A 13,243-nucleotide genomic window follows, 5' to 3' on the forward strand; every position below is an offset into this window, starting at 1 on the left:
CCGGTGGGCTCATGTGGGCCCATGCGCCGCGTGGCCGGGGCCTCATCGGGTTCGGTCGCCCCCTCCGGACGACCGAACCCGATGCCCGCATCCCCTACCCGGGGATGCGGGCATCGGCGCGCCGTCCGGGTCAGCGGCCTCGTTCAGCCCTCGTTGCGGATGAACGCCTCGACCTTGTCGCGGGCCTCGTTGTCGCGGTACTGCTCCGGCGGGGACTTCATGAAGTACGACGAGGCGGACAGGATCGGCCCGCCGACGCCCCGGTCCAGAGCAATCTTGGCGCAGCGCACCGCGTCGATGACCACGCCGGCGCTGTTGGGGGAGTCCCAGACCTCGAGCTTGTACTCCAGGTTCAGCGGTACGTCGCCGAACGCGCGGCCCTCCAGCCGGACGTAGGCCCACTTGCGGTCGTCGAGCCAGGCCACATAGTCCGACGGCCCGATGTGCACGTTGTCCTTGCCGAGGTCGTGGGAGATCTGGGAGGTCACGGCCTGGGTTTTGGAGATCTTCTTCGACTCCAGCCGGTCGCGCTCGAGCATGTTCTTGAAGTCCATGTTGCCGCCGACGTTGAGCTGCATCGTGCGGTCGAGGACCACGCCGCGGTCCTCGAAGAGCTTCGCCATCACCCGGTGGGTGATGGTGGCGCCGACCTGCGACTTGATGTCGTCGCCGACGATCGGCACGCCCGCGGCCCGGAACTTCTCGGCCCACTCGGGGACGCCGGCGATGAACACCGGCAGGCAGTTGATGAAGGCGACCCCGGCGTCGATGGCGCACTCGGCGTAGAACTTCGCGGCGTCCTCAGAGCCCACCGGCAGGTAGCAGACGAGCACGTCGGCCCGGGACTCCCGCAGGGTGGCGACGACGTCGATCGGCTCCTCGTCCGACTCCTCGATGGTCTCCCGGTAGTAGCGGCCGAGGCCGTCGAGGGTGTGGCCGCGGGAGACGGTGACGCCGAGTGGCGGCACGTCGGCGATCTTGATGGTGTTGTTCTCGCTGGCGACGATGGCCTCGGAGAGATCGCGACCGACCTTCTTGGCATCCACGTCGAACGCGGCGACGAACGTCAGGTCGGAGACGTGGTAATCGCCAAGCGTTACGTGCATCAGCCCGGGGACCTGCGCCGATGGGTCGGCGCCGCGGTAGTACTCGACCCCCTGGACCAGCGAGGCGGCGCAATTACCCACGCCGACAATGGCGACACGTACCGAACCCATGACGGTCTGCTCCTTAGCTGCGATTTCTATGGAAGTGGAAATTTCGGGCGAACGGCTCCGCCACGGTGCCACCCGCCCAGCCGACCGGCCGGGTGCGGGCGCCGCTACGCGGGGCCACTCACCGGCCGGCTGAAACCTCACCGCCGGGGTCATGGCCAGCCTCGGCCTGTGCGTTCCTGTTCCGGTTGCGCGCGTCGCCGTCGTTGCCGCCGTGCGTGCCGTCGAGGTAGCTGCCGCGTCCGTCCCGCCGGGCTGTCCTGCCCGCACGGCGCCCCGTCCCGCCGCCACGAGCGGGAGAAGGAAGCGTGCCAGGCTCCGATCCTGTGGATGGCTCCGATCCTGTGGATGGAGCTGTGGACAACTCTGTGGATGCTGTGGACAACTGTGGTTCCGTGAGGCTGGCCGGGGCGCTGGCCCGCTCCGTCTCGATCAGCTCGTTGAGCCACCGGACCTCGCGTTCCACCGACTCGAGCCCGTGGCGCTGGAGCTCGAGCGTGTAGGAGTCGAACCGCTCGACGGTCCGGGTCAGGGCCGAACGGACCTTCTCCCTGCGCTCCTCGAGCCGGCCGCGGCGTCCCTCCAGGATGCGCAGGCGCACGGCGGCGTCCGTCTTCGCGAAGAAGGCGAACCGCACGCCGAACATCTCGTCCTCCCACGAGGACGGGCCACCCTCGCCGAGCAGGTCAGCGAGCTTCTCCTTGCCCTCGCCGGTCAGTGTGTAGACGACCCGACTGCGCCCACCGAGCCGGGTCGTCGCGCTGACGTCGTCCGCGGTGACGTATCCGCCGTCCGCGAGACGGCGCAGGCAGGGGTAGAGCGAGCCATAGCTGAACCGGTGGAAGGCGCCGAGGAGCGCGGCGAGCCGCTTGCGCAGTTCGTAACCGTGCATCGGGCTCTCGGAGAGTAGGGCGAGAACCGCCAGTTCCAGCATGACCCACCCTCCTCGGCCGTGCCCGCGATGGCGGGCGTGATCACCCCACGGTCCGTCGCGTCGTGGTGCGGCGCTCCCGGCGGTGTCGAGTGCATATCTCTGTGTCGAGCGCATATCTGTCGCTCCGACATATCGAAGCGATACATCGAGGATAGACGTCTCGGGACGAGCGCCGCAACCAGGAATGGCTATCCGGCGACCAGAAGATGACAGAACGACACTTCCACCTCCGGGCGCGGTCGCGGCGCGGCCCCGCCGGGTGGCCGTGCCGGATCGGTGCCGATCGGTCGGCTACGGTCACGCCGCAGCCGCTGGCGGGCCTGGAAACTGCCTGCTCGCAGGGAAGATCGGGGTTCGATCCGGCGGCGGAGCACCCGTCCGCGGGATCGGGTCAAGGTCGACGGTGCCCACCCGGTGACCTGGCCACGGGTAGGGGCGGCATCACAGTGTCATCCGGCTCACAGTGAGCGCGGGGCCCGGTTCCGGGGGATGCGTGGCGGTGCCGTCCGGGCGGAGTCGGTCCGGTGGGCATCCGTCCGGACCATCTGCCTGGAACACCCGCGCGGCGTAACGTTGAGGCATGCGTCCGCGGTCGGTAATCGACTACGCGCTCGCCCGCCGGGGGGTGCTTGCGGATCTCCACGCGGGTCGCGTGTCGTCAGCTTGACGTCTGCGACGCGCATCCGTACCTGCTGCGGGCGGCCAAGTACCACGGCGAGCCGACCAGCAAGCGTTGCCCGGTCTGCCGCGGCGGCGATCCGCTCATCCACGTCACGTACACCTACGGTGACGAGCTCGGCGAAAGCTCCGGCCGCGCGCGGGCGACAAAGGACCTTCCGGCGCTCGCGGCGAGGTACGGCGAGCTGCGGGTCTACGTCGTCGAGGTGTGCCGCCCGCCCGTGCGGGTGGAACCACCTGATCACCTCCTATGTGATCGGCACCGGCGAGCCGAGGGCCAAGCGCCACCACCGCCGTAGCGCAGTCGACACCTGAACTCGTCGGCCCAGCACAGCGCCGCAGTCCGCGCGGTCGCCCGTGGCGCCGGTGACGGTCGGCGGGCGCCCTGCGCGTGCGGGCGGAATCTGGCGTGAGATCCTGGTCTGCCATGTGGGTTTCGCGGCGGGTCCAGGCGTGGCACCAGCCACGGGTGGGGCCATGTCGTGCCCCTTTCGGGGTGAGCCCGGCGGGTGGCCCGATCCTGCGTGGTCGGCCGGGTCCCACTCGGGGTCTGCGGCCGCCGATGTCCACGCCGGCCGGGGTCCAGCGGGGCCGGGGCGGCGGGGATCGGACCTTCGGTAGCGGTTGGGGGTGCCGGCCCGTCCCCTGCGGCGGCCCGGTGACCGGGGAGTCCCAGAGCGACGGATGGAGCGGCTGGTGAGCTCTCCCTACGATCAGGGCGCCTATCGGGGCGGTCCTGGGTCGGACCCGACGAGGTCCGACCCCGGCCCGGTTCAGGGTGCGCCTCCCGATCGGACTAGGCACGATCGAACAGACCGAGTCGGCCCACCGGGTCGACCTGTCCCGCCTGCCTCGGCGGGTCGGGGTGGCCCGCCGGGGCCGGACGGTGCTGGCAGCGGTTCCGGCGGCGGCGCCTGTGCCGCCCTGGTGCCCCCGGCCGGCCGGCCGGCCGATGGACGGGGCGAACGCGCCGCGCTGGTTCCGCCCGCCGCAGCGGCCGGACCGCCTCCGTGCGGGGCGGTGCCCGTTCCTTCCGCTGATGCCGCGGGGCCCGCGCGGCGGCCGGATGGTGCCGATGCGGCGGCGATTCCCACCGCCGGCTGGGTGCCGGACCGCGGCTCGATCGATCGGCCCGGTGAGCGCGCCGCGCCGCCTGGTGTCGCCGCGGCTGACGACGGCTGGGGCAGCCGTCCGTCCTCCACCCGCGGCGCCTCCCCCGAGCGGGCCAGAGCCCCCCGGCGGGAGCCGCAGCGCGGGGGACCAGACCCGGCTGGGGAGAGCCCGCTGCCCGGTGGTGCGTCCGAGGGGTCCGTCGCCCGGGCCGGCATGCCCCGCGGGGCCGGTGCCGCCGGCGATCCTCGGGCGAGCCGCGATCCGGGCCCGGCCCGGGACCCGGGCTCCACCCGCGCGGTCGCGGGCGGGCCCTTCGTCCCCGTCGTGGATCCGGGCCCCGGTTCCCGAACCGACCAGGCATCCGCCGGCGGGGCCGGTACCGATCCGTGCCGTCGTGGCGACTGGGCGGCCGCCGAGGAACCCGTCGTCGGCGGCGGGCGGGGCCGAGACCGGGCCGGCGCCGTCGGCGCCAGGCGTGGCTCCGGCCCGGACCATCCGGACCGCCCCCCGCGGCCGACCGGGCCGGACCGGGCCGCGGGCGCCCCCCGGGGCCCGGCGGGGGTCAACACGCTTTATGACACCGTCGACCAGGCGGCGCTGCGCCGCGTCGACGTCCGGGAACGCACTGCCGACGCGACCGTCTACCACAAGGTGGCGCCGGAGCCGGCCGGGCGCGAGGGCGCGGATCGCGCGGGAATGACGGAGGTGACGCCGGTGCGCCGGGTCGCCGGGCGGCGACGTGATCGCCCCACCCAGGCGACCGAGCGGATGGCGCTGCGAGTCGGCAAGCGGGAGGCCGCCGAGGGGCGCAGCGGGCCGGGCCGGTCAGGGACTCGGCGTCCGTCCCCCGGGCGCACCGCACCGGGCCGCGCCGGACCCGAGCGCACCTCGCGGGCGGCGATGGGAGGCCCGGGCGGACCAGACGGCCCCGGCGGGCCGAGCGGGCCGGGCCGTGGCGGGCGCATCCCCCGCCCGGGCCAGGGCCGACGTGGTCCGATGTGGTGGCGTCGGCGGCCGCGCTGGCTGCGCCGGCTGGTGCTGGCCGGCATGTTCTCTTCGATCCTGCTGTTCGTCGCGGGTATCGCGGTCGTCTACGCGGCGACCCGAGTGCCGCTGCCCGGTGAGGTGAAGACCGACCAGACCTCGATCATCTTCTACGGGCCGCCGGCCGGGTCGAACCAGGGAACCGGCGACGAGCTCGTCCGTATCGGAACGGTGAACCGCACCGACGTGCCGCTGGCCCAGGTGTCCAAGGAAATGCAGCATGCGGTGCTCGCAGCCGAGGACAAAAACTTCTATCACGAGCCCGGGATTTCGCCGAAGGGCATCGCGCGGGCGGTCTACGTCAACGTGAGCGGCGGGGAGTTCCAGGGTGGTTCGACCATCACGCAGCAATACGCGAAGAACGCCTATCTGACCCAGGAGCGGACGTTCACCCGCAAGATGCGGGAGATCGTGCTCGCGGTCAAGCTGGACCAGAAGTACTCCAAGGATCAGATCCTGGGGTTCTATCTGAATACGATCTACTTCGGGCGCGGTGCCTACGGCATCGAGGCCGCGGCGAAGGCGTACTTCAACACGACGGCCGCGAATCTCACGGCGCAGCAGGGCGCGGTCATCGCGGGCCTGATTCGATCACCGAACTATCTTGACCCGACAAAGAATCCCGGGCCGGCGGCCAGTCGCTGGCATGACGTGGTCGCGACGATGGCCGCCGAGGGCTGGGCGCCGCCTTCGATCACCAGCGAGCAACCCCAGCCGGTCATCCTCAAGGCGGACGACCCCACCACCTCCTCCGCTCAGGTCGCGTACATACGCGACGAGGTGAAACGTGAGCTGATGGCGAACGGGATCACCGAGGATCAGATAAAACGCGGTGGCCTGCGCATCACCACCACGATCGACAAGGGTCGCCAGATGGCCGCTTTCAATGCGGTCAACAGCGTGCTGAGCACGGCGTACGCGGCGGTGCCGGATCTACGGACCGGCCTGTCAGCGGTGGAACCCGGGACCGGTCGGATACTCGCCTGGTATGGAGGTTCGCTCTACGGCAAGGATGCGCAGGGCCGCGAGCAGTACGAGGACAACGTCGCCACGGCGCAGGTGCAGTCCGCATCGACCTTCAAGACGATCACCCTGGTGGCCGCGCTCCAGAAGAACATCAACCTGAAATCGACGTTCGCGGCACCCGCCAAGGCGTTTCTCCCCGGCTATGAGGTCGAGAACGACGAGAGCGAGGGTGGTGACCTCGGCTACCGGAACCTCATCCAGGCGACCGCCGCCTCGATCAACACCGTGTTCGTCCCGCTCGGCCAGAGCATCGGTGTCAACAACATCATTTCCACCGCCCGCCTCCTCGGCATTCGGGGGTCCACCGGGTTGGAGCCGGTTGCCGGTATCACCCTGGGCAAGGACAACGTCTACCCCATTGACATGACGACGGTCTATTCGGTTCTCGCGAGCAACGGGGTGCAGGCCAAACCCCACATGGTGGACAAGGTGCAGGACGGCAGCGGCCAGGTGATCTATTCAGGCGCCGACCAGAACGTCAAGCAGGCCATCCCCGCCTCGATCGCCCGAGACGCGACCTATGCCTTGCAGAGTGTGATCACCGATCCGACCGGTACCGGGCACCGGGCCGCGCTTGCGGGCGGCCGTGAGGCCGCCGGGAAGACCGGTACCTCGACCGACTTCCGGTCTGCCTGGTTCTGCGGGTACACCAAGGAGATCGCCTCCTGCGTCGACATGTTTCGAGGCAAGGGTCTGAACACGGACCAGCTCAAGGGCATCCCCGGCGCCGCGGACGGGGTGTACGGTGGTACCTTCCCGGCGAAGGTCTGGAAGGCCTTCATGGACGCCGCCCTGCAGGGGGTGCCGAAATCCAAGTTCGACCCGCCGGCCTTCGGCGGACTCGTCCAGGACAATGAGCCGGCACCGACACCGACGATGACGCCGAGCACCGCGCCTTCCACCGGTGGCGTCGATCTCAACCTGGGTGACCTGTTCGGCGGTGGTAACAACGGCGGCGACGGCAACGGACAGCAGCCCCAGCAGCCCGCAGCGAACCGCCCGAACCCAAACAGGTCCCCCCGCCCGACGGGAATCTTCGTCGACCCTTTCAAGTGACCGGTGGGCCGACCACGCCGACGGGATCGGGCGGTCGGGGAGGCGTGGTCACGATGCGCCCCCGCAGCCCCGATCCCGCGGCGACGGATGGCGGTCCGTCCACCGCTCCCACTCCCAGGTGATCGAGCCCGGTCACCGTCCGCCCGCGCGGGCGCCGTTCCGGAAGCAGGTGAGTTGAAGCGTCGGTGCGTTGGGTGAGAATGGCCCGCATGGCCATGACACCGGCGCCTCCCGCCCGCGTCAGCCCGGCCCGGGAGGACCCGGTCGTGGCGGAGGCAAGTCAGCTCATCGGCGGCCCGCCCGGCGAACATGCGGTCGTCCCGGACCGGCGGACCTGGCTGACTCCGCTGCGCGTGCTGATGGCCCTGGCCATCGTGGCCAGCGTGCTCGGCTACACGCAGAAGATCGGCTGCCGCGACACCCGGAGCTGGACGCATGAGCACCAGTACAGCTCGCTGTGCTATTCCGACGTCGTCGCCCTCTACAGTCAGGAGGGCCTGGTCGACAAGAAGATCCCCTACCTGGACTACCCGACGGAGTACCCGCCGCTGATCGGCGCGGCGATGCAGCTCATCTCCTGGCCCGCGAGCCACGCGTCCGGGCCGCGGGTGGTCTACCGCGACGACGACGGCGGCCGGCGGGTGTTCGACCACTACACGATGGATCGCCGCTCGGCCGTCTTCTACGACCTCACCGCGCTGCTGTTCATGGTCGCCGCGGGTGTGGCGGTGGCCTGTACCGCACTGACGGCCGGATCCCGGCGGGTCTGGGACGCGGCGCTGTTCGCGTTGGCCCCCGCGCTCATCCTGCATCTGCTGACGAACTGGGACATCCTCGCGGTGGCGTTCGCCGCCGGCGGCCTGCTCGCCTGGTCCAGACGGGCCCCGCGGCTGGCCGGCCTGCTGCTCGGCCTGGGCATCCTCACCAAGCTCTACCCGGTGCTGTTCCTGCTCGGCCTGTTCTTCGTCTGCCTACGCGCCGGGAAGCTGCGCGAGCTGGCGAAGACCGTCACCACGGCGATCGTGACGGTGGTCGTCGTGGTCGTGCCGCTGTGGCTGGTGGCCGGCTACTTCGACAAGCAGAACAACAAGGTCGGCGACAGTATCTGGACGACGTTCTGGCACGGCGGCGACTGGGTGCCTCTGCTCGGTGGGGGCCCGGACGGGGCACGCAACGGCCTCGCGCGGTTCGTCGATCTGAACTCCGACCGGGGCGCCGACTGGGATTCGGTGGCCTTCGGCGCGACCTGGCTCGCCGACCGCCACGACCCGGCCTGGTTCGCGCCGATGCACCTGCTGGTCTGCGTCGTGACCGCCGCTGTCGTCCTCGCAGTGGCGGCGGCGCTGATCGTGCACCGCCCCGACACCCGGCGCCTCGTCGTCGCCTCGGCGGTGGCCACCTGGATCACGGTCTCCGTCGCCGTCCCGCTCGTCCTGCAGGGCATCCGGGAGCACGGCCTGCCCATCGGCACCCTGAACACCATCACCGCCGCGACGCTGGTCGTCGCCGTGATCGCGATCGGGCTGCTCACCTGGTTCGCGCCGCGCCGGCCGCGGCTGCCGCAGGTGCTGTTCCTGCTCGTCGTCGCGTTTCTGCTGAGCAACAAGGTCTTCTCCCCCCAGTACACGATCTGGCTGCTGCCCCTCGTGGCGCTCGCGCGGCCGCGGTGGCGGCTGTTTCTGCTCTGGCAGGCCTGCGAGGCGTGGGTGCTGTTCACCCGGTTCATGCACTTCATCTACAACGACACCCAGGGTCGGCGCGGCATCGACCGGGGCTGGTTCGTCGGTGCGGTGGCGCTGCGCGACCTGGTGCTGCTCATCATGGCGGGCTTCGTCATCCGGGAGATCCTGCATCCGTGGGCCGACATCGTCCGCACCGGCGGCTGGGCGCAGCCGGCCGACCGGCTCGCCACGGACCGGCCTGCGGCGCTGGACCTCGGCGCGGTGGATGACCCGGCCGGGGGGGTGCTGGACCATGCGCCCGACGTGCGGGGCGGCTGGCACGGACGGCCGACAAGGTCGCCGCGTGACCGCGCCCGCGAGCTCCCCACGGTGACCGGCGACGCGGACGGACGCGATGGTGGCGCCTCCGCCGAGGCCCGAGTGAGCGCCGGCGCCGGGACCACGGCAGGCGCCGGGGTGCAGGCCGGTGCCGGGACGGATGCCGGCGCCGCGGGCGAGCCGGCGGCGCGTCCGGAATTCGAGCCGCTGGAGCCGGGTGCCCTGTTCCGGCCACGGCAGAACCGCCCGGACGCCGCCCCGGACGCCGCCCCGGACGCCGACGATGGGACCGGTCCCCCCGGTGGCTGAGGTGGACGAGCTCGTCAGCGCCCGCGATCTGACCGGCATCGCCTGCTCGGGCTGGGCCCGCCTGCCGGAGTCGGCCCGGGCCGCCGTCCCGCTCTGGCTCGCCAGCCGGGTTGCCGTCGCCCTGCTCTCCCTGGCCGCGGCGCGAGCGCTGAGCTCGGCGCCGGCGCGCAACGCCCCCGGCCTACGCACCCTGTGGGACCGCTGGGATGTCGGCCTGTTCACCAAGGTCGCCCGGTACGGCTATCTCTCCCCCGCCTACGCGGACCGGACGGAGGTCGACTTCCCCGGACTACCCCTCGCCATCCGGCTCGTCCACGTGATCGTGCCGGACTGGATCGCCGCCGGCCTCGTCGTTTCCCTGCTGGCCGGCGCGGTCACCGCGGCCGCGCTGTGGCGGCTCGCCGCGGACGAGGTCGCGGCGCCGGCCGCCAGGTTCGCAGTTCTCAGCCTGATCTGTTTCCCCTACGCGGTGTTCCTGTTCGCCGCCTACTCCGAAGGGCTGTTCCTCGCGTTCGCGACGGCGTCGTGGCTCGCCGCCCGCCGCCAGCACTGGTGGCTCGCGGGGCTGCTCGGCGCCGGCGCGGCGTCGGCGCGCATCAGCGGGGTCGCCTTCGGCGTTGCCCTCGCCGTGCAGTACGTCGTCGGCCGGCGCGCGGCGGGACGGCCGGTGTTCGCGTGGCCCGCGCTGTCACTGGCCCTCCCGCCGGTACCGGTCCTCGCCTACCTGGGCTACCTGCGCGCGCGCACCGGCGGCTGGGGCTCCTATACCGATGCGATGCGCGACGGCTGGCATCGCGGCCTCGACTGGCCCTGGTCGGGATGGGCGACCACGTGGTCGTCTGCCACCGACGGCAACGGCGCCTCGACCTTCGTGTGGTTCTGGCGCGGGGAGCTGCTCGCGGTGGTCGTCGGCGTGCTGCTGACGATCGTGCTGTTGGTAGGCCGGCGGTGGGGGGAGGCGACCTTCGTCGGTGTGATGACTGCGATCATGGCCTGTACGAACTACTACGCCTCCGGAATCCGCGGGATCCTGGTGGCCTTCCCGCTCTACCTCCTGCTCGCGCGGACCGCCGCGCGTCACCCGAGGTTCGCAACCGGCTACCTGTGCCTGTGCGCGCCGGTGATGGCGGTGCTGGTGGTCGCCTTCACTCAGGGGCAGTGGGTCGACTGATCCCTGGTGCGGCGCGGCGATCCCCGCACGGGTGATGCGCAACGATGGCGCTGACGTGGGTGAGGAACGGAGAGCGATGCATTGGACACCGGGGACTCCTGGGCAGGTCGAGCTGACGTCGGAGTCGGGGCCGCAGACCGCGGCTCCCGGGCCGGAACGGACGGGGTCGTAGTGAGCGGTGAACCGGCTGGCGGTGTGCGCGGCGGCCCGGCCGGCGGCGCCATGCGCGGCAGCGGCCGGGGGGACCTGCCGGCGCGGATCGAGCCACGCTCCGTCGCCCGACTGCTGGGCGGTATTGCGGGCCTGGCCGCGCTCGCGGTGCTCGGGCTGGCGCTCGCCGACCCCACGCCGTCGCGTCATCTGCGTGGGCTGCTCATCACGGTCGATCTCGTCTGCCTGGCCGGCGCGGGAACAGCCTGGCTGCGAGTGGTCCTGGCGGTCGGCGCGCCCAGCGCCTCGAAACGGATCGAGTAAGCTCGGCGGGACACGCCGTGTGTCGGCGCACGCGTCCGTTGCTGGTCAGCTTCCGATCCCTCGCTTGGATCGGCCGGCTGCCGGGGCGGCCGCCGTGCACTGAAGATCGTCCGGATGTGCCGGCGGGCAGTCCCTTCTGGGATGTCGGCGCCGAGCGCGTCCGCGGCGGCGCAGATCCGGAGCACGGCTCCTCCTGCCACGGAGAATCCGTGGCCGCCCGAGTCCACAGGAGGTGGGTTCAACCTTGGCACGTCATTACGAGCTCATGGTGATCCTCGTTGCCGATCTCGAGGAACGCACCGTTGCGCCGTCCCTTGACCAGTACCTCGGTGTCGTCCGACAGGGCGGCGGCGTGGTCGAGAAGGTCGACATCTGGGGCCGGCGCCGGCTCGCCTACGAGATCGCGAAGAGCCACGAAGGCATCTACGCGGTCATCGACCTGCACGCGGATCCGGATGTGGTCGCCGAGCTCGACCGCCAGCTCGTGCTGAACGAGTCGGTCATCCGCACGAAGGTCATCCGGCTTCCCGAGCCGAAGAAGCCTCGTCAGAGCCGCCGGGTGGCGGCATGATCCGGTCCGCGACGACGGCTGTCCCGCCGTTGTTGTGGACCGCCGACATCCGGGAGGGCGCCCATGGCCGGTGAGACGATCATCACCGTCGTTGGCAACCTGACCAGCGACCCCGAGCTACGGTTCACGTCGAACGGCGCCGCGGTGGCGAGCTTCACCATCGCCTCCACGCCGCGCACGCTGGACCGCCAGACCAATGATTGGAAAGACGGCGAGGCGCTGTTCCTGCGCTGTTCCATTTGGCGGCAGGCCGCCGAACACGTCGCCGAGTCGCTGCAGAAAGGCGCCCGGGTCATTGTCACGGGTCGGCTCAAGCAGCGCTCGTTTGAGACCCGTGAGGGTGAGAAGCGCACTGTGATTGAGCTCGAGGTCGACGAGGTCGGCCCAAGTCTGCGTTATGCGACCGCAAAGGTCGTCCGCGCCGCCCGTGGTGGCGGTGCCGGCGGCGGCGCCGGTTACGGCGGTGGCGGCTACAGCGGTGGTGGCGGCGGTGGCTTCGGCGCGCCCGCCAGTGTCCCCTCCGGTGCTCCGGCCGGTGGAGTTCCTAATGATGATCCCTGGTCGCAGCAGCCGGCCGGTGGCTTCTCAGACGAGCCTCCGTTTTGAGCGGCCGTTCGTCGTCCTCGCGGTCGACACAACGGGGTAGGAGCACGTCCATGGCCAAGGCGGCCGTGCGCAAGCCCAAGAAGAAGGTTTGCGTCTTCTGCAAGGACAAGGTCGAGTACATCGACTTCAAGGACACCTCGCTGCTGCGTAAGTACATCTCGGACCGGGGCAAGATTCGCGCCCGCCGGGTGAGCGGGAACTGCAGCCAGCACCAGCGCGACGTGGCGACGGCGGTGAAGAACAGCCGCGAGATGGCGCTGCTGCCCTACACCGCCACGGCCCGCTAGGGGGTGGCGGGGTGAAGCTCATCCTGACCCAGGAGGTCCCCGGCCTCGGCAGCCCGGGCGACATCGTCGAAGTCGCGAACGGCTACGGGCGCAACTACCTGGTGCCGCGCAAGTACGCGATCATCGCGACGAAGGGCGCGGAGCGCCAGGTCGAGCAGATCAAGCGGGCCCGCTCGGCCCGGGCGGTCCGCGACCTCGGCCACGCCCAGGAGATCGCCGGCCAGCTCGGCGGCCTCAAGGTCGAGCTGATCGGCAGGGCCGGCAAGGAAGGCCGGTTGTTCGGCTCGGTGACGGCGGCAGACGTGGTCGAAGCCGTCACCGCGGCGGGCGGTCCGGAGCTGGACCGACGGCGCGTCGAGCTGACTACGCCGATCAAGTCTCTCGGGGCGTACACGGTTGCCGTGCACCTCCACCCCGAGGTGACCGCATCGGTGAAGCTCCAGGTCAAGAAGGCATAGGACCGGCGGCACGCCCCTCGCGAGACGGCATGCCGTCTCACCGGCGAGGCGCGGCTCCCCCGGACTGATGCGAACTCCCCCGGCCGACCCACCCCAGTGGTGGTCCTCGGTCCGGGGGAGTTTGTCGTTGCGGGACCAAGCCCGTGACGAACTTTCTTCCACCCTGCCTTATCCACAGGAGGTGGGCCGGAGGCACCTGCAGTACCAGCGGTCCCATGCCCTTGTGGTCCTGGTTTTCCACATAGTCTGCGTCGCTGTCCCGAGCTCTTCCCCAGGTTCCGGCAGGTTACCCACAGCTTTTC

The 13,243-nt window shown here is 71.0% G+C and carries 10 protein-coding genes and 1 pseudogene; 9 read left to right on the forward strand and 2 right to left on the reverse strand.

The annotated features are described in order from the left end of the window. Window positions 1–143: 143 nt before the first annotated feature. Both G6R25_RS03615 and G6R25_RS03620 read right to left on the reverse strand, forming a co-directional pair. Window positions 144–1,217: an inositol-3-phosphate synthase gene (locus G6R25_RS03615; protein ID WP_136446964.1), complete on the reverse strand. Its 1,074-nt coding sequence runs from the start codon at window positions 1,215–1,217 to the stop codon at window positions 144–146. Between the two features lie 118 nt (window positions 1,218–1,335). Next, complete coding sequence (locus tag G6R25_RS03620; protein WP_163551770.1) at window positions 1,336–2,148, reverse strand: PadR family transcriptional regulator; 813 nt, start codon at window positions 2,146–2,148, stop codon at window positions 1,336–1,338. A 580-nt stretch (window positions 2,149–2,728) separates the two neighbouring features. Between G6R25_RS03620 and G6R25_RS03625 the strand changes: the two are divergent. The 9 genes and pseudogenes from G6R25_RS03625 to rplI all read left to right on the forward strand — a co-directional run bounded on the left by G6R25_RS03625 (window position 2,729) and on the right by rplI (window position 12,941). Then, window positions 2,729–3,141, forward strand: a pseudogene (locus G6R25_RS03625) (DUF5318 family protein). Window positions 3,142–3,846: 705 nt separating this feature from the next. Further along, window positions 3,847–7,065, forward strand: coding sequence for a transglycosylase domain-containing protein (locus tag G6R25_RS03630; protein WP_235947350.1), 3,219 nt, complete (start codon window positions 3,847–3,849; stop codon window positions 7,063–7,065). Window positions 7,066–7,265: 200 nt separating this feature from the next. Then, a complete protein-coding gene (locus G6R25_RS03635) occupies window positions 7,266–9,374 on the forward strand; it encodes a glycosyltransferase family 87 protein (RefSeq protein ID WP_163551807.1) in 2,109 nt (702 codons plus the stop codon). Continuing rightward, the gene (locus G6R25_RS03640; protein ID WP_163551774.1) at window positions 9,349–10,545 is read left to right on the forward strand and encodes a hypothetical protein; all 1,197 of its coding nucleotides are present in this window, start codon (window positions 9,349–9,351) and stop codon (window positions 10,543–10,545) included. Before G6R25_RS03635 ends, G6R25_RS03640 begins: the two co-directional genes overlap by 26 nt. A 171-nt stretch (window positions 10,546–10,716) precedes the next feature. Then, the gene (locus tag G6R25_RS03645) at window positions 10,717–11,019 is read left to right on the forward strand and encodes a hypothetical protein (protein ID WP_235825526.1); all 303 of its coding nucleotides are present in this window, start codon (window positions 10,717–10,719) and stop codon (window positions 11,017–11,019) included. A 244-nt stretch (window positions 11,020–11,263) separates the two neighbouring features. Next, window positions 11,264–11,590 carry a 30S ribosomal protein S6 gene (rpsF, locus tag G6R25_RS03650; RefSeq protein WP_261555175.1) on the forward strand — a complete coding sequence of 109 codons (327 nt, stop codon included), beginning with the start codon at window positions 11,264–11,266 and terminating at the stop codon, window positions 11,588–11,590. A 63-nt stretch (window positions 11,591–11,653) separates the two neighbouring features. Beyond that, on the forward strand, window positions 11,654–12,196 hold the full coding sequence (locus tag G6R25_RS03655) for a single-stranded DNA-binding protein (protein WP_163551776.1): 543 nt from the start codon (window positions 11,654–11,656) through the stop codon (window positions 12,194–12,196). Between the two features lie 50 nt (window positions 12,197–12,246). After that, a complete protein-coding gene (gene rpsR, locus G6R25_RS03660) occupies window positions 12,247–12,483 on the forward strand; it encodes a 30S ribosomal protein S18 (protein ID WP_136446382.1) in 237 nt (78 codons plus the stop codon). Window positions 12,484–12,494: 11 nt separating this feature from the next. Continuing rightward, window positions 12,495–12,941 carry a 50S ribosomal protein L9 gene (gene rplI, locus G6R25_RS03665; RefSeq protein WP_136446383.1) on the forward strand — a complete coding sequence of 149 codons (447 nt, stop codon included), beginning with the start codon at window positions 12,495–12,497 and terminating at the stop codon, window positions 12,939–12,941. The last annotated feature ends 302 nt before the right edge of the window (window positions 12,942–13,243 follow it).

The sequence above is a fragment of the Candidatus Frankia alpina genome (genome assembly GCF_902806485.1).
Taxonomy (GTDB): Bacteria; Actinomycetota; Actinomycetes; order Frankiales; family Frankiaceae; genus Frankia; species Frankia alpina.

Coding starts and splice junctions, on each gene's coding strand:
- G6R25_RS03615 (WP_136446964.1), bottom strand. CDS start 1,217: ATGGGTTCGGTACGTGTCGCCATTGTCGGCGTGGGTAATTGCGCCGCC.
- G6R25_RS03620 (WP_163551770.1), bottom strand. CDS start 2,148: ATGCTGGAACTGGCGGTTCTCGCCCTACTCTCCGAGAGCCCGATGCAC.
- G6R25_RS03635 (WP_163551807.1), top strand. CDS start 7,266: ATGGCCCGCATGGCCATGACACCGGCGCCTCCCGCCCGCGTCAGCCCG.
- G6R25_RS03640 (WP_163551774.1), top strand. CDS start 9,349: ATGGGACCGGTCCCCCCGGTGGCTGAGGTGGACGAGCTCGTCAGCGCC.
- G6R25_RS03655 (WP_163551776.1), top strand. CDS start 11,654: ATGGCCGGTGAGACGATCATCACCGTCGTTGGCAACCTGACCAGCGAC.
- rpsR (WP_136446382.1), top strand. CDS start 12,247: ATGGCCAAGGCGGCCGTGCGCAAGCCCAAGAAGAAGGTTTGCGTCTTC.